This window comes from Sinomonas sp., from assembly GCF_051955515.1.
Taxonomy (GTDB): domain Bacteria; phylum Actinomycetota; class Actinomycetes; order Actinomycetales; family Micrococcaceae; genus Sinomonas.
The window spans coordinates 1-17,911 of sequence record NZ_JBQCGQ010000212.1 but is presented as its reverse complement, the minus strand read 5'-3'; the positions used below and the strand labels follow the sequence as shown (position 1 = coordinate 17,911).

Here is a 17,911-nt window from a genome sequence, read left to right as displayed (position 1 = left end):
GCTCACGCAATTCGACGAGCCGGCGGGGCAATCTGCGCCGCGACCGTCTGAATGGCCTTGCCATACCGCGCGAGGTCTTCGTCGCTCGGCCGGGTGGCGATGAGCGAGACGCCCACCGCGAACCTGGGCGACTCGCCAGCTTCGGGCACCGACGCCGCGATCCCGGTGACCGCCGGATGCACGCCCCCGAAATCGACCGCATACCCGCGCTCGCGCACCGTAGCAAGCTGCTCGATGAGTTCCCCGACATTCCGCACACTCCGCGGCGTCCTCGGCTCAAAGCCGGCGCTGCCGGAGAATCGGTGACGGATCTCCAGCTCGCTCAAGGGCGCCAGCAGGGCATTGCCGACGGCGGTGAGCGCCGCCGGGAAACGGTCGCCGATCCGCGCGGACAGTTGGAGCGGGGCGCGTCCCTCGTGCCGGGCCACATAGAGGACGTCCGTGCCATCCAGAATGGCCACCTGCACCAATTCGCGGGCAAGAAGCGGGGATTCGGCGCACGCTCGGTAGAACTCGCGGATCTGGTCAAACGACGCCAAGTAGGCGCCGCCGAATTCAACGAGCCGCCGGCCCAGCTGATAGCCGCCGTCCCTGCGCTGGATCAGCCCGCCCGCCTCGAGAGCACCGCACACATTGCGCGTGGACGAGCGCGCAGCTCCGATGCCCTTCGCAAGATCCGTGAGAGACACCGGGCCAGCGGGGCTCGCGGCGAGGAACTCGAGCAGTTCGATCGCGCGGGTCACGGCGGGCGCGGGGCTGCGATCAATGACGTCAGTGCGTTCCTGCATCTCGTCAACTCCTTTGTCGCAGAATGCAATTATCCGATGGACAATTCTGGGGTTGGCAACAATGATAAGCCTGAACGTCTGATTCACCGTCATAAGTGGTGCTTATCCGCCCACGCAATCTACGTCTTATCCAAATGAGCTTCGCCTATATAAGGTCGAAAGAAGTCACCGACTTCCCCGCAACTCACTTGGAGGAGACATGTCCGAGTACCAGCCGGCTTCGCGGGTCACCCGCATCCGGGAGTCCGCCAGCGTCCTCGCTGCGGCCCGGGTCCGAGAACTCAAGGCAGAGGGACGGTCGATCATCGACCTCACGGTCGGCGAGCCGGACTTCGACACCCCTGACCACGTCAAGCAGGCCGCCATTGCCGCCATCGAGGCCGGCGAGACCAAGTACACGGCCGTGACGGGTACCCCCCAGCTCCGTGCGGCGATCCTCGGCCACATCGAGCGCCGCACCGGGCTGAGCTACTCCGCCTCCGAGATCACGATTGCGGGCGGCGCGAAGCAGGTCATCTTCACCGCCCTCATGGCCTCACTCAACGAGGGCGACGAGGTCATCGTCCCGGCCCCGTACTGGGTCTCGTACCCGGACATGGTGCTGGCCAACGACGGCACGCCCGTGATCGTCTCGTGCGGGGACGAGGTGGGCTTCAAGCTCACGCCCGAGGCCCTGGCTGCCGCGATTACTCCCGCCACGAAGTGGCTCATCCTCAACGCGCCCTCCAACCCGACCGGTGTCGTGTACTCCCGCGCCGAGCTCGAGGCCCTCGCGGCGGTCCTCGAAGAGAATCCTCAGGTCTTCGTCCTCACGGACGAGATCTACGACGAGATCTACTTCGGCGAAGGACAGATTACGAGCCTCGTCGCCGCGGCGCCGCAGCTCCGCGACCGCGTTCTCGTGGTCAACGGTGTCTCGAAGGCGTACGCGATGACGGGCTGGCGACTGGGCTACGCCGTCGGACCCGCCCCGCTCATCGCCTCGATCAACAAGCTCCAGTCGCAGATCTCCTCCTGCCCGTCCTCGATCAGCCAAGCCGCTGCCGCGGCCGCTCTCACGGGAGACCAGTCCTTCGTCGCCGAATGCGTGGAGGCGTACCGTGAGCGGCGCGATGCCGCCGTCGCCGGCCTCAACGCCGTTGAAGGCCTCTCCTGTGAGACGCCGCAGGGCGCGTTCTACGCCTACGTGAAGTGCCAGGGTGCAATTGGGAAGACGACGCCGGAGGGCGCGCGGATCGAGAGCGACCAGGATTTCGTCCTCTACCTCCTCGACGCCGCGTCCGTCGCCGTAATTCCCGGTTCCGCCTACGGCCTCGGGCCCTATTTCCGCATTTCCTTCGCGACGTCCCTCGAAACCATCAAGGCCGGGGTGGAGGCCATCGACAAGGCCGTCCGCGCCCTGAGCCAATTCACAAAAGCCTGCCTGTAATTCACAAAAGAGAGCACCATGGAACAGATGATTCACGTCAAGACCAAATTCGAGCGCCCGGACGCGGACGTCGTCAAGCGCCTCTCCGCGTTCTCGTCGGCGACGATCCACGAGGCGCAGGGCCGCAAGGGCGCCCTCAGCTCGCGCATCAAGCCGATTGACCGCTCGATGTCCTTCTGCGGCCCTGCCGTCACCGTCCGGTGTGCGCCGCGCGACAACCTCATGCTCCAGGTGGCCATCCACTACGCGCAGGAGGGCGACGTGGTCCTCGTGGGAGCGGGCGAATTCACCGAGGCGGGCACGTTCGGAGACGTCCTCGGCAACGCCATGAAGGCCAAGGGCATCGCCGCTATGGTCACCGACTCGGGCGTCCGCGACACCGCGGACCTCATCGAGCTCGGCCTCCCGGTCTTCTCCGGCAGCATCTCGATCAAGGGCACCGTCAAGGAGACGCTCGGGCCGATCAACCACCCGATCGTGATCGGCGACGAGGTCATCTACCCCGGTGACATCCTCAAGGGCGATGCCGACGGCGTTGTCGTCGTGCGGCGGGAGGAGGCGGAGGAGGTCATCGCGCTCTCCCAGGCGCGAGTCGACAAGGAGAACGAGCTCATCAAGCAGTACCACGCGGGTGGCACGACGATCGAGCTGTGCAACCTGACCGACGTTCTTAAGGAGAAGGGCCTTCTGGTCGAGGACTGAGCCTGCACCTTAGCGCGACGCCCCCGGGTCTTCGGACCGGGGCGTTGTGCTGCTGACTGGCCCTTTTCGCAGTCACCTTCTCGCAGAGAAGTTCCCGCAACGGTGACTTCTGTGCGAGAAGGTAACTTCATCCCCGCGACAACGCGACTTCCGTGCGAGAGCGTGGCTTCGCGCGCCCACCAAAAAGGTGCATGACGCACAAATGAGGAGGGCCCCAGTCCAGGGGCCCTCCTCATGGCTTCTTCGGAATTCTTACCAGATCGCGCCTTCTGCAACGCGGCGCTTGGCGTCGACGAGAATCCACTCGGCGGTTCCGCCGTCGTGGGTCGGCATGATGCTTCCCTCGAAGACGAAAAGTGGTTCGGCGGCAGAATCAACGGGCTGCCAGAGGCCATTGATGGGGCAGTGGGCTCCTGTACGAACGATCATGCTATGGGACTTCCTCAGGTTCCAACTGGTGTGGCTGATCTTTTTCATTTCAGGGCTTCCTCGCGCTGCGTCAGCTGGTTTCCGCTGATCTAAGAATTGATCTGATAGATCAATGGTAGGCAGCACAATAGGGCGCTGAATAAGATCAAAGTCGAGTGCCTAGATAAGGCTCCGCTATGGATGGACCCCCGCGGGGGGCAGGAGCCTCAGGCGGCGTCGGTCCCGTAGCGGGCCAGGAGCTGGTTCTTGATCATCTCGCGCAGCAGGATCAGCACGGCCGAGGCCGCCTCCGACATCGGCTCGTGATCGGCCGTGCAGAGCCCAAACTTGACGTGAAGATCGGGGTCGACGAGGCGTCTCATCCGGAAATCGGCGTCTGGGAAGAGAGCATCTGCTGCAGACCTGGGGAGGACCGTCGCTCCGAGTTTCGCGCGGAGAAGCCGGAACAAGGCCGGCACGGATTCCACTTCCCCGGCAACCCGAAGCGTAAGTCCCTGCTCTGCAAACGCCTTGTCGAGGAGCCGCCGGACCGTGTGGTTGTCCTCGGGAAGGAAGAGTGGGAGCTCAGAGGTTTCCTGAAGTGTGATCGGCTCGTCCTTATCGAAGTCCGGACCCACCTCGGGACTCGCGACCACGTACAGGTCGTCCAAGATCATGCTCGTGAACCGGACACCCTTGGTTTCCCGCGGCTCGTAGATCAGAGCCATGTCCAATCTGCCGTTCTTGATGGCATCGCTCAGCACGCCCCCGAAGATCTCCGTCAGGTGCAGGGTGATGTCCGGGTACCGGCGCCCCACTTCGCGGACAATGGCCGGAGCAAGGCTTGAGGCCATGCAATACGGTGCCATCGCAATGGCCACGCGGCCGGAAGGCGCCGCTCCGGACCTCTCGACGTCCAGCCTGGCCTGCTCCACCAAGCGAAGAATCGACTGCGCGTGACGGTAGAGGGCGTTGCCGGCAGCCGTGGGCTCGACGCCCTGTTTGCTCCGGATGAGGAGCCTCTGCTTGAGCTCTTTCTCGAGGGCGGACACCTGCTGGCTGAGCGCCGGCTGGGCCACGTGCAACGCGGCTGCGGCCTTCGTGATGCTGCCCGAGTCGACGATCCTCACGAAGTACTCGAGCTTCCGGGTGTCCACCGTCGCCTACCTTTCTCAGAGGCCGCTGCCATCACGGATCCTTATGACGGGACACAGATCCGGTCTAGCTTGAGGGCTGAGACCATTCCGAAATCCAATTGCCTCAGCAAGAGATTCAGGACCCTCCGGAAAAGCACCCGAGGAATTCAACGTAATCCATGAGAACCGTGCGTGCGATTTTACACGAAGCACCGCGCGGCGGCCACGGCCCACCAACGGGGGCGGCGCCGCTACCCGAGGCGAGACCCGCGGGTGGCACCGTGGCCAACCCGGGCCTGCGGCGTCGTCGTCCTCGACAAGCGCCGACGCGCGGCTGCTGCGCTGTGCGCCGCGGCACCCTGTGCCCTGCATCCCGGGGCCCTGTGCCGCGGGTCATAACGGACCCCTATCCCGTGACATCCAATAGGTCTTTGTGCCCGCCGTTCGGGCGGTGAGACGATCCATAAGGAGCAAACGTCCGTCGCAAAGCACGAAAAGAGAAACACGTGAACCCGATGATCGATCTCGTGGCAGATCTCGGAGAAGGATTCGGCGCTTACCGGATGGGAAATGATCCGGAACTGCTCGAAATCGTCTCGAGCGCCAATATCGCATGCGGGTTCCACGCCGGCGATCCGGACATCATGAATTCCACGGTCGCCGAATGCGTGCGCCGCGGTGTGGGCATCGGAGCCCACCCGAGCTTCCCCGATCTCCGCGGGTTCGGCCGTCGCGCGATGGACCTCAGCGAGGACGAGGTGCGCAACGATGTCGTCTACCAGCTCGGCGCCCTCTCCGGCTTCGCTGCCCTTCACGGCACCCACGTCTCCCACATCGCGCCGCACGGCCGCCTCGGCAACCTCGTGGCCGTCCGCCCCGACTACGCCGCCGCCGTCGCAGATGCCGCGGCCGGCTTCGACAAGAACCTCATCGTGGTCGCCCAGGAAGGCGAGCTGGCCAAGGCCGCGCGCGAGCGGGGACTCCGCGCGGGGCTCGTGGGCATCGTCGACCGGGCCTACCAGGCGGACGGCACCCTTGTGCCGCGCGGCCTGCCCGGCGCCGTGCTCCACGACCCGAAGGAGATCGTCGAGCGCACGGTCCGCATGGTCGTGGAAGGCAAGATTGCCACGGTCGCGGGCACCGATCTCGAGATCGAGGCAGACACGGTGCTCCTCCACGGCGACAATGCGGGCGCCGTCGAGCTCGCGCGCCTCATCCGCAGCGAGCTCACCGCCGCCGGGGTCCAGATCGCCCCCCTTGCCGACGTCATCGCCGCCAAGCACGCCGAACAGACCACCTCCCCGGCGGCCTGAGATGTCCGCCTCCCCCTTCTCCCCCGCGCCGGTGCAGGTTTTCGAATCCGGCGACGCCGCCCTGCGCGTCGTCGCCACCTCTGGCGACGCCGAGCGGGACTGGTCGACCGTCCACCACCTCGCCGAATGGCTCGAAGCCTGCGGCGCGGAAGGCCTGCATGGCGCGGTTCCCACCTACGATTCCGTCCTCGTGGAATTCGACGTCCTCGCGGTGTCCGCTCAGCAGGTCCGTGCCTTCGTGGGCCTCGGCCTGCGACAGCTGGCTCTCGCGGCCGACGACGGCGCCGCACCACGTGAGTTCGACGTCCCCGTGGTGTACGGGGGAGCCTATGGGCCCGACCTCGAGGCGGTCGCCCAGCACGAGGGGCTCTCGGTCGAGGAGATCATCCGACTGCACTCGTCCAAGACCTACGTGATCCGCTGCCTCGGCGCCCCGGCTGGCTCGCCCATGATGGACGGACCCGCCTTCCCCCTGCCGGTGCCGCGCCTCAAGGACCCACGCCTGAGCGTCCCGGCCGGCGCCGTGTCCGTGGCCGGGCGGCAGGCCGTCATCGCCCCCGCGGTTGCGCCGGGCGGATGGCAGGTCATCGGCCAGACCCCGCTCACGCTCCTCGACATCCATCGCGATCCGCTCGTTCCGTACAACCCCGGGGACATCCTCCGGTTCCGGCAGATCACCGAGGACGAGTTCGCCGACTACGCGGGGCAGATGATGGAGGCAGAACGATGAGCGGCACGATCCGCGTCCAGCAGGCCGGCAACTCCGTGGTCACCGACCTGGGGCGCTTCCGCGGCCCGCACTACGGTCTGCCCGTCAACGGCGCGCTGGACCAGTACTCCGCGAAGGCCGCGAACATCCTCGCAGGCAACCCCGAAAACGCCCCGCTGTTCGAGCTCACCGGGCTCGATTTCAGGATGACGACGACGGCGGACCTCCTGATCGCCGTGACCGGCGCCCCGCTGACCCTCACCGTCGGCGGGCGGGAGTGCGCGCAATGGGAGCCGGTCTCGGTCCGCGCCGGCGAGACCATCGCGGTCCGCGGCATTCGCGGCGGGCTCCGCGCCTACGTGGCGCTGCACGGCTCGGTCGAGGTACCGCTCCTGCTCGGCAGCTGCGCGCCGGACACCGTCGTCGGCTTCGGTCACCAGCTCCGGGACGGTGACACCCTTGAGGCCCTCCGCCGCGTCCCGCCGATCCGGCACCCGTACATGGACATGCCGCTCTTCCGCCTCGGCGTCGCGCGACCGCGGACCGGCCACGACCTCGTCGTGGAGGTGACCGACGGCCCGGACTACGACGAGTTCGGCGAGTCGGCGAACCTCCTCTTCAGCTCCGAATACACGGTGAGCCCGCGGAGCAATCACATTGGCCTGCGGCTGGGCGGCGAACTGCCGGAACGGACGACGACGGGCGAGGTCCTCTCGCGCGGGGTACCCGTCGGCGCCGTCGAAGTCCCCTCGCGGGAGGAGCTCCTGGTGCTCCACCGCGGCCGCGGGGTGACCGCCGGATACCCGGTGCTCGCCGTCGCCACCAGCCTCGGACTCGATGTCCTGGCCCAGGCCCGACCGGGCGACAAGGTGCGGTTCAGGAGGACGACGGTAGCTGAGGCAACAGCCGCCTACCGGCGCTCGATGCAGCAGCTCGAGACCCTTCGGGATTCCGTCTCCGCCGTCTTCAGCCTCTTGGGCATCGGAGGGCCCGCCCACTGGCACGAACTGCCAGCAGCCGCGTGCGGCTGACGTCCGCGACCCCTCAACCTCACCTCGTCCGACTGTTTTCACGCTCACATCAATGGAGAAAGAAATGCCCTTCACTGACTACAAGACCGCTCTCGTCACCGGCGCCTCGACCGGCATGGGTGCCGCCATCGCCGAGCTCCTCACCAAGCGCGGCCTGACCGTCCACGCCGTCGCGCGCAACGAGGAGCGCCTCAAGGAGCTCGCCGACCGCACTGGCGCCGTCCCGCACACGCTGGACCTCACGGACACCGCGGCTGTCGCCGCTGAACTGGGCGGCCTCGAGGTCGATGTCCTCATCAACTGCGCTGGCGTCTCCCGCCCGGGCAACATCCTGGACTCCTCGGAGGCGGACCTCGACGAGATCATCGACGTCAACCTCCGCGGGCTCCTTCAGCTGACCCGGATCCTGCTGCCGGGCATGGTCGAGCGGGACCTCGGGCACATTGTGAACATCAGCTCGATCGCAGGCGTGTACAACTTCTACGGCCACACCGCTTACCACGCCACGAAGGCAGCCGTGCACCAGATCTCCCGCCAGTTGCGCAACGACACCGTCGGCTAGCGCATCCGCGTGACGGAGGTCTGCCCCGGCCGGGTGGAGACGGAGATCTTCGGCCGCAACATGGGCGGTACGCCGGAGGCCATGGAAGAGGCCTGGAAGACGTTCTATGAGGGCTACGAGTCGCTCACGACAGCGGACATCGTCGACGCCATCGACTACGCGATTGAGACCCCGCGGCACGTCAACGTGGGCATGATCGAGATCATGCCTACCTTCCAGGTCCCGGGCGGCCTGACCTTCGACCGCCGCTGAGCTGCACCAAGCCCGCGCTGCCGGCCACGGGACTCCGTGGCCGGCAGCACCTTTTTTAGGCGTTCTTGCGAAGGAGTCAGACCAGTGCACGAGACGCGCCGCTACCAGCACAGAGCCACCGAAGGCCGCGCCGGCGGGCGACAGGCTTCGCAGGAGAAGGTCCTGCAGGCCCTCGCAGCCCACCGCCAGCTGCTGAGCCAACATCGTGCCCGCATCCGCACGCTCACCGCGTCACGCAACGAGATGGTGGCGCGGGCCGTCGCCGACGGCCTCCGCATCTCGACGGTCGCCGCCGCCGTCGGCGAGACCGTCCCGAGGGTGCGCGGGATCGCGCTGGCGTTCAGCGATCTGGCGTTCGACGGCGGAGCAGTCGAGGGTGCCCCCCTCGCCAAGGCTTCCCCCGACGAGCATCTGCACGCCCTCCGGAAGATCGCCGTCGATCTCGAGTCGGCCGTCGTAAGCCGCGCCTCCGTCGAGAATCAGCTGGGCGTGCTCGTGACGGGCGCTTTCCGCCTTGGCTTCACCAACGAGACCCATCTTGCTTCCCTTGCCGGAATCTCCCCCGAAAGCGTGCACCAGCACCTTCGCGGATTGCGCCGCGCCAGATCAGGCACCGGGGGCGAAGTAGCTGCGCCATCAGGAGGTTGAATTAGGCCCCGGCCGCGGCAAGACGCGTTCGACGGGACACGACCGCCGCCGCTCCGAGCAGAACGAGCACGCCAGCGCCGAACAAGGCGGCGGAGGCCCCGAGCGGCAGGACCTGGAGGACCAGGCCGAGGAGCATGACCGGAACGGACATCCCGAAGTAGCCGCCGAGGAAGAGTCCGGCAAGGGCCTCGCCCTTTGACTCCTCCGGCGCGATCCGCAGGACCGAGCCAACGGCGAACTTGAACGTCACCCCGACCCCAGATCCCGCAAGGATTCCCCCGACGACGAGCATCGGCAGCACTGTCGCGTCGATGGCGGCGACGACGAGCACCAGACCCGCTCCCAGCAGGACCGTCCCGAGCACCTCCTGAACCCGTGGGCCAAGGCGCGCGGAAAACATCTGGGCGACGGCGGATGCCGCGAAGACGGCGAACGCCAGCGCTCCCGAGACCACGAACGAGTGGATCCCCAGCTGGCCGGAGACAAACTGCGGCGCCAGCGACGTGAAGAATCCGAACATCGCGAACCCCACGAATCCGAGCATCAGTGCGGCACTGAACCGGCCTCGCTCGGCCGTCGGGACAGCGATGCGCTGAGGCCTGTACCTCCACTCGCGACCCGAAGGCTGCACCGTCTCCGGCACCGTGGCCAGCAGCAGCGTCCCGATGACCAGTACGACGGCGAACGAGGCGTACGGCGTCAGCAGCGGCTGCGGCGCGTACTCGGCGAGCAGGCCGCTCACCAGAGGTCCGAGGCCCAGACCTCCGATGTTTGCCGCCGTCGAGACGACCTCCGCGCGCCGCTGCCCGGCTCCAGGCCGCGCGGAGCGGTGCAGCTCGGCCAGGTGCGCGGTCGCCGTCGCCGTCAGCATGCCGATGCCCAGCCCGCTCAGGAGGCGGCCCACCAAGAGGCCCGGCAGCGCGGGCCAACCGATGAAGACCACCGCAGAGAGCACATTGAGCACGACGGCGATCGCCGCCATCCGCCGTCGTCCCACCTTGTCCGAGAGGTGCCCTGCAAGTAGCAGGCTCACCACGACTCCGAGCGCGTAGGCCGCGAAGATCACGGTGATCATGAGCGCACTGAATCCCTGCTGCCGCTGATAGATGACGTAGAGCGGGGTGGGCACGGTCGCATACGCCATCGTGGCGGCGAAGACCGCGGTGACGATCCAGAAACCGCGGCGATGCGTCGCAGACGGGGTCGGCAGGACTCGTGGGCGGCTGACGCTTGAGGTGGTCATGCAGCCAGTGTCGGCCGACGTTTACCATCACGTCCAACAGTCTTTTTTGCTCGTACCCATCGTCATTCACGATAGGTCTGCGACACTGAGACCCGTGCAGTTGCATCAGCTGGAGTACTTTGTGGCCGTCGCCGACGCGCTGAGCTTCACCGCCGGGGCACGGAACCTCCATGTGGTGCAGTCCGCCGTCTCCGCCGCCGTCCGCCAGCTGGAGAGGGAGCTCGGAGCCGAACTCTTCGTGCGGTACGGCCGGCGCATCCGCCTCACACCCGAAGGCGAGGCGCTCCTTCCCCACGCCCGCTCGATCCTGGCCCAGACGGAAGCTGCCCGCGACGCCGTCGACTCCGTTCGGAACGTGGTGCGCGGGACTGTGGTCCTCGGAACGCTCACGCACGTAGGTCCCATCGATACGGTGTCGGTACTGAGCCGACTCAGCGAGCAGCACCCCGGCGTGGTCGTGAAACTGCGGCAGACGACCGCCGGGACCCGGTCGAGTCTCGAGAGCATCCGGTCCGGCGTCCTGGACCTGGCGATCGTCGCCTCGCCCGCCGAGAGTGTGCCTGGGATCGCGCTCCGGCCCCTGCACGCGGAACCCATCGTCTTCATCTGTCCCACGGACCATCAGCTTGCGGGCGCCACCCAGGTGCGGCTCGAGGACCTCGCGGACGAGAAGTTCATCGACTTCCCCGAGGGCTGGGGCAACCGGATGGTGGTCGAGGCCGCATTCGCCGCCGTGGGCGCCGAACGGACGGTGCAGACCGAAGTGGTGGGCTTCGAGATGGCGGTCAGGCTGGTGGCCCGGGGATTCGGTGTCGCATTCGTCGCGGCGTCTGCACTCACGTCGGGCGATGACGGAGTGTGGGCGATTCCCACGCAGCTCGAGTGGCGCATGCAGCTCGCCCGCTCCTCGGCGCGCCCACCCACTCAGGCGGAGGCCGCCGTCGTCCGCGCTTTCGAAGAAGCGGCATCGCAGGGCGCAGGCGTAGGGTTGAAACGCCATGAAAAGCGCTGAACCCTCGTTTCGTTTCCGTTCCGTCGCCCTGCCCGTGTTCCTCCCGGCGCTGCTGTTCTCGACGGGCGAAGGCGCGATCCTGCCCGTCATTCCGCTCGCTGCGCACAATCTGGGGGCGACGCTCGCCATCGCGGGACTCGTCGCGTCGATGGTCATGGTCGGAACGTTGCTGGGCGACATCCCCAGCGGGGTCGTCGTCTCCCGCCTCGGCGAACGCAGGTCGATGATCATCGCCGCGGCCGTCGCGCTGGTGGGGCTTGTGGTGTGCATGCTGGCCCCGAATCCGTGGGTGCTGCTCGTGGGCGTGCTCTTCATCGGCATCGCGACGGCGGTCTTCGGCCTTGCGCGACACGCCTTCATGACCACGCACGTTCCGCTGCGCTACCGGGCCCGCGCCCTCTCGAGCCTGGGCGGGGTGTTCCGGGGCGGGTGGTTCATTGGCCCGCTCATCGCCTCCGCAGTCATCCGCGACACCGGGACGCCGCAGTCCGCCTTCTGGATCTTCGCCGCGGCCTGCGCCACCGCCATCGTGGCGCTGCTCCTCCTTCCGGACCCGGAGCGGATCGCGGAGTCGTCAGGCGGTGCGGAGTCGTCCTCCGCGCGCCCCGCCGCCCCGCATCACGGGCTGTTCAAGGCCATCTGGTCGCATCGATCCGTCCTGGTCCGCATGGGCACGGGAGCTGGACTTGTGGGCGCGGCGCGCGCCGCACGCACCACACTGCTTCCCCTGTGGGCCCTCAGCATCGGGCTGGACGAGGCCTCGACGGCGCTCATCATCGGTATCGCGGGCGGTGTCGAGTTCGCCCTCTTCTACACCAGCGGCCACATCATGGACCGGTGGGGACGGCTGTGGAGCGTGCTGCCCTGCATGCTCGGGCTCGGGAGCGGCTTCCTCGCCCTCGCGTTCGTCCATGATGTCTCGGCCCGTGTGGGGTGGTTTGTGGGGATCGTGGTGGTGTTGTCCGTGGCGAACGGCCTTGGCAGCGGCATCGTCATGACGCTCGGCGCCGACCTCGCGCCGTCGCCTCACCCCGCGCCGTTCCTCAGCGCGTGGCGCTTCGCGAGCGACGGCGGCCAGGCCTCCGCGCCGCTTCTCGTGTCCCTGCTGACCGCGGTCGCGTCGCTGCCCATCGCGAGCGCCGCCATCGGGGTCCTGGCCCTGTTCGGTGCCGGGCTTCTGGCCCGCTTCACGCCTCGGTACGTGCCCCATGCCCGGCGGGGGTCGCGGCGGTCTGAGCTTTCCGCGCAGTAGCTGGGAACCCGACCTCGGCGGCAGGGGACCCGACCTCGACGGCAGGGGACCCGACCTCGGCGGCACGGGGCCCGACCTCGACGGCAGGGGACCCGCCCTCGGCGGGACTAGCCCGCCTCGAGGCCGTCGCGGGCCTCGGTGATGGCGACGGTCAGCTTCGAGATCAGCTCGGCGACCAGCGCCAGCTGCTCGGGGGTGTAGTCGACGAGGATGGGCAGCATGTGCTGGACCATGGGGTCGAACATCTCGCGCCCCGTGGCCCGGGCACTCGGCGTCGACTTGAGCAGCACCTGGCGCCGGTCCTCCGAGCTGTGCTCGCGCTTCAGATGCCCCGACGCCTCAAGCCTGTCGAGCACGGCCGTCATCGCCGCGGAACTGAGCACGAGCCGCTCGCGCAGCTCGCCGGGCGTGGTGGTGACTCCGGCCCGGTCGGCCTCGATGACAGCGTTGATCGCGTGAATGTCATTCCTCGCCAGCCCGTGCTTGCGCCGAATCGTCTCGGAGTACCGCTCGGCCTCGGTGGTGAACTTCTGGAGGAGGAAGAGGAGCGCAAACCCCGGAGAGGAGCGCAGCGCATCGCGGCTCGCGTCGGCGTTCTGGGGCTCGTCTGGCACGCCGAACATTCTAGGACTGCTTCCGTGGCAGTGACCGATACCCCTCGAGGGCGGCCTGCCGCGTCTCCGCGAGGTCGACGCACGGTTCGGGGTATTCCGCAGTGCCGAACTCCGGCACCCAGCGCCGCACGTAGTCTTCGTCCGGGTCATGGGTCTTGGCCTGCGTCACAGGGTTGAAGATCCGGAAGAACGGCGACGCATCGGCGCCTGAGCCCGCCACCCACTGCCAGTTGAACGGGTTCGAGGCGGCGTCGGCATCCACGAGGGTGTCCCAGAACCACTGCTCGCCGATCCGCCAGTCGACGCCCAGATTCTTCACAAGCAGGCTTGCGGAGACCATGCGCACGCGGTTGTGCATCCAGCCCGTGGCCCACAGCTCCCTCTGGCCCGCGTCCACGAGCGGGAATCCCGTCATCCCCATCTGCCACCGCCCGAGGAGCGCCTCTGTGCCAAGGCCGGCCTCCGTGCTCAGGCCGGGATCGCCGTCGTCCTCCGCGCCGCCGTTCGTCGCCTGAGGAGACCACCTGGGGTAGGCATCGAACTCGCGCCGCAGATTGACGGTGGCTAGGTCGGGGTGGTGGTAGAGCTGATGCCACGCGAACTCCCGCCAGCCCAGCTCGGAGGCGAAGGAGGCGCTGCCCCCGGGGGCCTCGCGCCGCCGTCGTCCGATCGCGTGCCATACCTCGAAGGGACTCACGTGGCCCCAGCGGAGGTAGGGCGAGAGGCGGCTCGTCGCCGGAAGGGCGGGTCGGTCCCGGGCGTCGGCATAGTCGTCGAGCGCGTCGTCGGCGAAGGCGTCGAGCAGGTCGTGGCCCGCGGGCGCACCCGGCGTCCAGGCCTCGGCGAGGGGCTTCGACCAGTCAGGTTCCCCGGGGAGAAGTGCCCACTGCTCGAGCCGATCGCCCCGGGGTATTGTGGGTGGCGCCTGCCGCTGAGCGCCGGGAACAGGCAGCGGGTGCCGGAAATCGTGTGAGCTGAGCTCCTTCCAGAACGGTGTAAAGACCTTGTACGCGCCGCCCTGCCGATTGGTGAGCTCCCACGGTTCGTGGAGGAGCGACGCCTGGAAGCTCTCCGCCTGCACCCCCGAGGCGCGTAGGAGCGCCTTCACTGCAGTGTCCGCGCGCCGGTCCCCGCCGCCGTAACGCCGGTTCCAGCACACTGCGCCGACCTCGGCCTCCTTCGCGACAGCGGGGACGACGGCGGCCGCGGCACCTCGGCGGAGCACGAGCGGGACGTTGAGCTGCTCGAGTTCGTCCTGCAGGGCTTCGAGCGCGCGGTGCAGCCACCAGCGCGCGGCTCCGCCCAAGGCTCGGATGCCGGGCGACTCCTCGTCGAGGACGTAGAGGGCCACCGCCGGTCCACTGTTCATCGCCGAGCGCAGGGCCGGATGGTCGGCGACCCGAAGGTCGTCGCGGAACCAGACGATCGAGGCCCCGGTCATCCGGCCGTCCCCGTCGAAACGAGCGGGGGAAGAAGCGCTGCGGCAAGGAGCGACACGGTGAGCACGAATCCCGTCAGATAGTTGAGCCAGAGGAAGCGGCGCCAGCCCGCGCGCGTGCGCCCGGAGTCCGCGTCCGCGATCCCCCCGAACGGCGCCGCGCTGAGTGCGTAGGGCAGGGCCAGGAGCCCGGCCCAACGCGCCGGGCCGTCCGCGCCCAGCACGAGCAACGCCGCGGCGGCGATATAGCCGACGACGGCGATCAGCACCGTGCGCCGCGCGCCGAACAGCGTGGCGATCGAGGCGATGCGGGCCTCGCGATCGGGCACGATGTCCTGCACGGCGCCGAAGGCGTGACTCGCGGCGCCCCAGAGGAAGAACGCGCCGAGCGCCGCGAGCGCGAGGGGCGTCCCGAGCGCAGCGGAGCCGCCCGCGAGCGCGAGCCCATACACGGCGGGCGAGACGAAGTGCGTGCTCGAGGTGAGCGAGTCAAGCACCGGGCGTTCCTTGAACCGCAGTACCGGCACGCTGTAGGCGGCGACGGCGAACAGCGAGCCGCCGAGGACCACCCAGCTCGCGGGCGAGCCGCCGACCACGAGAAGCACAGCGAACGGCACGCACGATCCCCAGGCGAGCCACAGCACGGGACGATGGCGGCTCGGTCCGAGCACGGTCCCCTCGACGCCGCCCTTGCGGGGATTGCGGAGGTCCGACTCGTAGTCGAAGACGTCGTTCGTGCCGTACATCGCGGCGTTGTAGGGGACGAGGAAGAAGAGGGTGCCCACGACGAGACGCCAGTCGACCCTCCCCCCTGCGAGCAGATAGGCCGCTGCAAAGGGGTAGGCAGTGTTCACCCAGGAGAGGGGCCGCGAGGACATGAGGAGCGCGGCCGGGAGGCTGCGCGCTGCGGGAAGGGTGAGAGTCACGGCGTGGCCTCCTCGTGCGCGTGTTCGGAGGGGCCCCTGAGTCGACGCCACAGCGCCGGGAGCAGGACGGCGGCCGCCAGCGGATATGCGAAGTCCTCGATCGGTGCGCGACCCACCGCGAGTCCGGACACGGCGTCGGGACGGTAGCTGAAGAGGCCCACAGCGATCATGACGTTGTCGAAGACGGCCGTCAGGACGAGGAGACCCGCCCCGGCGAGCGCCGCGGGGCGCCAGAACCCCGACGACGAGTGGCCGCGCAGCAGAACGGCCGCGACTCCGACGCAGATCAGGAGGAAGACGGCGTCGATGAGCAGATAGGTCATCGTCTGGCCTCCAGCTTCGTGCCGATTCTGGAACGGATGCGCTCCGACGCCCCGAACAGCAGCAGTGCGCTGTAGGAGAAGAAGGCCAGGAACACCGGCTCCTCGAGCGGCAGCTCCGGGGCCAGCAGGATCCCTGTCATGAGCGGCGAGGCTCCGTGCAGGAAGACCCCGGCCGCTATGGCGACGGCGTCCCACGCGAGGAACAGCCCGACGCCCGCCGCAATGACGATCGCGGTGGGCCCCGGTGAGCGCCAGACGCACAGCCGGAATTTCCAGTCGACGACGGCGAGGCACGCCGCCGCGGCGAGGAGGAGGATCAGGTACGTCATACGGCCTCCGCGGGTTCGGCGGACGAATCAGGGACCCAGACCGGGCCAGGGCGGCGGTCGCCGCGCACGAGCTTGAGCACGAGTTCGGCGCTGATGAGGCACATCGGCACCCCGATGCCGGGGCGCACAGAAGCGCCCGCGTAGTAGAGGCGGGATACCCTCCTGCTTGTATTCCCCGGGCGGAATATTGCGCTCTGACCAAGAGTGTGGGCGAGCCCGAGCGCGCCACCCCGCCATGCGTTGAAGTCAGCTGCGAAGTCGGCCGAAGCGAACGTACGGCGGACCGCGACGCGACTCGGGAGGTCGGAGATTCGGGCCCAGGAGGCGATCTGCCGGATGGCCTCGTCGACCAGGGCCTCGACGGCGGGAGCACCGGAACCGTCTATGCCCCCACGCCCCCAATCGGGCCGAGCCGGCGCAGGCACCAGCACGAACAGCGACTCGTCCCCCGCAGGAGCCACGCCCGGATCGGAGGCGCTGGCGCGCGACACGTAGATCGACGTGGGGTTCGGCAGCCTTCTCCCGCTGCGGATCCTGTCAAAGTTGTCCCGCCAGTCACCCGCGAAAAACAGGTTGTGATGGAGCAGTTCCGGCACGAGTCCCCGGACGCCGAGGCACGCGAGCACGGCGCCCGGGCCGGGGTCGCGTTGGGCCCAGACCGACTCTGGGTGGGTCCGCAGCGGCGGTGGAAGCAGTTCGGTCTCGAGATGGTGGAGGTCGGCTGCGCCCACGACCACGTCGGCCCCGATTCGATGTTCTCGTCCCGACTCGTCGACCCACACCACGCCCTCGACCCGTGCCCCGTCTGGCGCCTCGCCCGTGACAATCCCGGTGACCCGCGCACCCAGGCGCACCTGCACTCCCGCCTCACCCGCGAGCCGCACCATGGCATCCACGAGGGCCGCGAAGCCGCCCTGCGGATAGAGGACACCCTGTTCGAGGTCCAAGTGGCTCATGAGCTGGTAGAGCGAGGGGGCGCGGAAGGGCGAAGTGCCGAGGAAGACCGCGGGGTAGCCGAGGAGCTGACGTTGACGGGGATCGCGGAACCGGCTCGCCACGTGCCGGTCGAGGTTCTGGCTCAGCATCCTCGCCAGGCGCGGCGTGCGGCGCAGGACGTCGAGGCTCGCAAGACCGCGCAGCGAGGAGAAGTCGTCGTACAGGAAGCGGTCCAGCGCCACGCGGTACGCGTCCGAGGCCTCGTCGAGATAGCGCTCCAGGGCCGGGCCGGAACCCGGGTCGAGCGACTCGAACAGGGAGATCGCCCGGTTGCGGTCGGACGGCACGTCGACCGGCGCGGCCGAGCCCTCGAAGAACGTCCGGTATCCAGGATCCAGCCGGACCAGGTCGAGCTCCGCGCCGGCGCTCGTTCCCATGAGCCGGAACCAATGGTCGATGACCTCGGGCATGAGGTACCACGACGGCCCCGTGTCGAACTGGAAGCCCTGGGACTCCCAGCGTCCGGCCCGGCCGCCCAGGGACCCCTGCTGTTCGAGGAGCTGGACGGCGTGCCCCTCTTTGGCGAGCAGGGCCGCCGTCGCGATCCCAGCGATGCCTCCCCCGATGACCACGACGCTCCTCGGCTTCCGCCGTCGCCCTCCTTGCGCCCCGGGCGCCACAGGCCTGCCCCTCATGCCGCCCTCCGCGTATAACCCATCGGGCCGAGTCCGAGGACCACGGCAGCGGCGAGGCGCGCCTTCGTGGCCGTGGGCACACTGATCCGGGTGGTGACCAGGACGTCCGCCGGGCACGCGTCGATCCGGTCCGTGAGCTCGGAGAAGATCGCATGCGCGAGTGCC

The 17,911-nt window shown here is 68.4% G+C and carries 20 protein-coding genes; 10 read left to right on the top strand and 10 right to left on the bottom strand.

The genetic code is table 11. The features are described 5' to 3' along the window. Positions 1-2: 2 nt before the first annotated feature. Entirely contained in the window at positions 3-788 is a 786-nt protein-coding gene (locus ACTHL9_RS12400; RefSeq protein ID WP_440519475.1) for an IclR family transcriptional regulator, read from the bottom strand. A 199-nt stretch (positions 789-987) separates the two neighbouring features. On the opposite strand from ACTHL9_RS12400, the gene ACTHL9_RS12395 reads away from it, so the two are divergent. Next, on the top strand, positions 988-2,217 hold the full coding sequence (locus ACTHL9_RS12395) for an aspartate transaminase (RefSeq protein WP_440519474.1): 1,230 nt from the start codon (positions 988-990) through the stop codon (positions 2,215-2,217). 18 nt (positions 2,218-2,235) lie between these two features. Then, the gene (locus ACTHL9_RS12390; RefSeq protein ID WP_440519472.1) at positions 2,236-2,919 is read left to right on the top strand and encodes a 4-carboxy-4-hydroxy-2-oxoadipate aldolase/oxaloacetate decarboxylase; all 684 of its coding nucleotides are present in this window, start codon (positions 2,236-2,238) and stop codon (positions 2,917-2,919) included. A gap of 252 nt (positions 2,920-3,171) precedes the next feature. Here ACTHL9_RS12390 and ACTHL9_RS12385 read toward each other — a convergent pair whose 3' ends face one another. Beyond that, entirely contained in the window at positions 3,172-3,348 is a 177-nt protein-coding gene (locus tag ACTHL9_RS12385) for a hypothetical protein (RefSeq protein ID WP_440519471.1), read from the bottom strand. Positions 3,349-3,554: 206 nt separating this feature from the next. Beyond that, positions 3,555-4,484, bottom strand: coding sequence for a nitrogen assimilation transcriptional regulator NAC (gene nac, locus ACTHL9_RS12380; protein ID WP_440519470.1), 930 nt, complete (start codon positions 4,482-4,484; stop codon positions 3,555-3,557). A gap of 494 nt (positions 4,485-4,978) precedes the next feature. Here nac and ACTHL9_RS12375 point away from each other — a divergent pair, with 494 nt between their 5' ends. The 6 genes from ACTHL9_RS12375 (at position 4,979) to ACTHL9_RS12350 (ending at position 8,978) form a co-directional block, all read left to right on the top strand. Further along, the gene (locus ACTHL9_RS12375) at positions 4,979-5,776 is read left to right on the top strand and encodes a LamB/YcsF family protein (protein ID WP_440519502.1); all 798 of its coding nucleotides are present in this window, start codon (positions 4,979-4,981) and stop codon (positions 5,774-5,776) included. A gap of 1 nt (position 5,777) precedes the next feature. Beyond that, positions 5,778-6,506: a 5-oxoprolinase subunit B family protein gene (locus tag ACTHL9_RS12370; RefSeq protein WP_440519468.1), complete on the top strand. Its 729-nt coding sequence runs from the start codon at positions 5,778-5,780 to the stop codon at positions 6,504-6,506. Continuing rightward, entirely contained in the window at positions 6,503-7,516 is a 1,014-nt protein-coding gene (locus tag ACTHL9_RS12365; protein ID WP_440519466.1) for a biotin-dependent carboxyltransferase family protein, read from the top strand. Before ACTHL9_RS12370 ends, ACTHL9_RS12365 begins: the two co-directional genes overlap by 4 nt. A gap of 64 nt (positions 7,517-7,580) precedes the next feature. After that, positions 7,581-8,078 (top strand): SDR family oxidoreductase, encoded by a 498-nt coding sequence (locus ACTHL9_RS12360; protein ID WP_440519464.1) that lies wholly within the window; start codon positions 7,581-7,583, stop codon positions 8,076-8,078. 9 nt (positions 8,079-8,087) lie between these two features. Then, on the top strand, positions 8,088-8,330 hold the full coding sequence (locus ACTHL9_RS12355) for a hypothetical protein (protein ID WP_440519463.1): 243 nt from the start codon (positions 8,088-8,090) through the stop codon (positions 8,328-8,330). Positions 8,331-8,414: 84 nt separating this feature from the next. Next, the gene (locus ACTHL9_RS12350; protein WP_440519461.1) at positions 8,415-8,978 is read left to right on the top strand and encodes a hypothetical protein; all 564 of its coding nucleotides are present in this window, start codon (positions 8,415-8,417) and stop codon (positions 8,976-8,978) included. Position 8,979: 1 nt separating this feature from the next. Here ACTHL9_RS12350 and ACTHL9_RS12345 read toward each other — a convergent pair whose 3' ends face one another. Beyond that, positions 8,980-10,221, bottom strand: a complete 1,242-nt coding sequence (locus ACTHL9_RS12345; protein ID WP_440519459.1) for an MFS transporter — start codon at positions 10,219-10,221, stop codon at positions 8,980-8,982. A gap of 94 nt (positions 10,222-10,315) precedes the next feature. Here ACTHL9_RS12345 and ACTHL9_RS12340 point away from each other — a divergent pair, with 94 nt between their 5' ends. Next, positions 10,316-11,233 carry a LysR family transcriptional regulator gene (locus tag ACTHL9_RS12340; RefSeq protein ID WP_440519457.1) on the top strand — a complete coding sequence of 306 codons (918 nt, stop codon included), beginning with the start codon at positions 10,316-10,318 and terminating at the stop codon, positions 11,231-11,233. Then, on the top strand, positions 11,220-12,485 hold the full coding sequence (locus tag ACTHL9_RS12335; protein WP_440519455.1) for an MFS transporter: 1,266 nt from the start codon (positions 11,220-11,222) through the stop codon (positions 12,483-12,485). Before ACTHL9_RS12340 ends, ACTHL9_RS12335 begins: the two co-directional genes overlap by 14 nt. A gap of 107 nt (positions 12,486-12,592) precedes the next feature. On the opposite strand, the gene ACTHL9_RS12330 is transcribed toward ACTHL9_RS12335, so the two are convergent. Genes ACTHL9_RS12330 through crtI form a run of 6 tightly spaced genes read right to left on the bottom strand, consistent with a single transcriptional unit; the run spans position 12,593 to position 17,746 of the window. Continuing rightward, positions 12,593-13,099 (bottom strand): MarR family winged helix-turn-helix transcriptional regulator, encoded by a 507-nt coding sequence (locus ACTHL9_RS12330; RefSeq protein ID WP_440519454.1) that lies wholly within the window; start codon positions 13,097-13,099, stop codon positions 12,593-12,595. 10 nt (positions 13,100-13,109) lie between these two features. Beyond that, complete coding sequence (locus ACTHL9_RS12325) at positions 13,110-14,540, bottom strand: cryptochrome/photolyase family protein (RefSeq protein WP_440519452.1); 1,431 nt, start codon at positions 14,538-14,540, stop codon at positions 13,110-13,112. Next, positions 14,537-15,463: a prenyltransferase gene (locus tag ACTHL9_RS12320; protein WP_440519450.1), complete on the bottom strand. Its 927-nt coding sequence runs from the start codon at positions 15,461-15,463 to the stop codon at positions 14,537-14,539. The genes ACTHL9_RS12325 and ACTHL9_RS12320 overlap by 4 nt, the downstream gene beginning before the upstream one ends. After that, positions 15,460-15,786 (bottom strand): lycopene cyclase domain-containing protein, encoded by a 327-nt coding sequence (locus ACTHL9_RS12315; RefSeq protein ID WP_440519448.1) that lies wholly within the window; start codon positions 15,784-15,786, stop codon positions 15,460-15,462. Before ACTHL9_RS12315 ends, ACTHL9_RS12320 begins: the two co-directional genes overlap by 4 nt. Then, entirely contained in the window at positions 15,783-16,115 is a 333-nt protein-coding gene (locus ACTHL9_RS12310; RefSeq protein ID WP_440519446.1) for a lycopene cyclase domain-containing protein, read from the bottom strand. The genes ACTHL9_RS12315 and ACTHL9_RS12310 overlap by 4 nt, the downstream gene beginning before the upstream one ends. Beyond that, positions 16,112-17,746: a phytoene desaturase family protein gene (gene crtI, locus ACTHL9_RS12305; protein WP_440519445.1), complete on the bottom strand. Its 1,635-nt coding sequence runs from the start codon at positions 17,744-17,746 to the stop codon at positions 16,112-16,114. Before crtI ends, ACTHL9_RS12310 begins: the two co-directional genes overlap by 4 nt. Between the last annotated feature and the right edge of the window lie 165 nt (positions 17,747-17,911).

What these genes read in the sequence shown, in the direction of transcription:
- ACTHL9_RS12400 (WP_440519475.1), bottom strand. Translation starts at nt 788, where the DNA reads ATGCAGGAACGCACTGACGTCATTGATCGCAGCCCCGCGCCCGCCGTG.
- ACTHL9_RS12395 (WP_440519474.1), top strand. Translation starts at nt 988, where the DNA reads ATGTCCGAGTACCAGCCGGCTTCGCGGGTCACCCGCATCCGGGAGTCC.
- ACTHL9_RS12390 (WP_440519472.1), top strand. Translation starts at nt 2,236, where the DNA reads ATGGAACAGATGATTCACGTCAAGACCAAATTCGAGCGCCCGGACGCG.
- ACTHL9_RS12385 (WP_440519471.1), bottom strand. Translation starts at nt 3,348, where the DNA reads ATGATCGTTCGTACAGGAGCCCACTGCCCCATCAATGGCCTCTGGCAG.
- ACTHL9_RS12375 (WP_440519502.1), top strand. Translation starts at nt 4,979, where the DNA reads ATGATCGATCTCGTGGCAGATCTCGGAGAAGGATTCGGCGCTTACCGG.
- ACTHL9_RS12370 (WP_440519468.1), top strand. Translation starts at nt 5,778, where the DNA reads ATGTCCGCCTCCCCCTTCTCCCCCGCGCCGGTGCAGGTTTTCGAATCC.
- ACTHL9_RS12365 (WP_440519466.1), top strand. Translation starts at nt 6,503, where the DNA reads ATGAGCGGCACGATCCGCGTCCAGCAGGCCGGCAACTCCGTGGTCACC.
- ACTHL9_RS12360 (WP_440519464.1), top strand. Translation starts at nt 7,581, where the DNA reads ATGCCCTTCACTGACTACAAGACCGCTCTCGTCACCGGCGCCTCGACC.
- ACTHL9_RS12345 (WP_440519459.1), bottom strand. Translation starts at nt 10,221, where the DNA reads ATGACCACCTCAAGCGTCAGCCGCCCACGAGTCCTGCCGACCCCGTCT.
- ACTHL9_RS12335 (WP_440519455.1), top strand. Translation starts at nt 11,220, where the DNA reads ATGAAAAGCGCTGAACCCTCGTTTCGTTTCCGTTCCGTCGCCCTGCCC.
- ACTHL9_RS12325 (WP_440519452.1), bottom strand. Translation starts at nt 14,540, where the DNA reads ATGACCGGGGCCTCGATCGTCTGGTTCCGCGACGACCTTCGGGTCGCC.
- ACTHL9_RS12315 (WP_440519448.1), bottom strand. Translation starts at nt 15,786, where the DNA reads ATGACCTATCTGCTCATCGACGCCGTCTTCCTCCTGATCTGCGTCGGA.
- ACTHL9_RS12310 (WP_440519446.1), bottom strand. Translation starts at nt 16,115, where the DNA reads ATGACGTACCTGATCCTCCTCCTCGCCGCGGCGGCGTGCCTCGCCGTC.
- crtI (WP_440519445.1), bottom strand. Translation starts at nt 17,746, where the DNA reads ATGAGGGGCAGGCCTGTGGCGCCCGGGGCGCAAGGAGGGCGACGGCGG.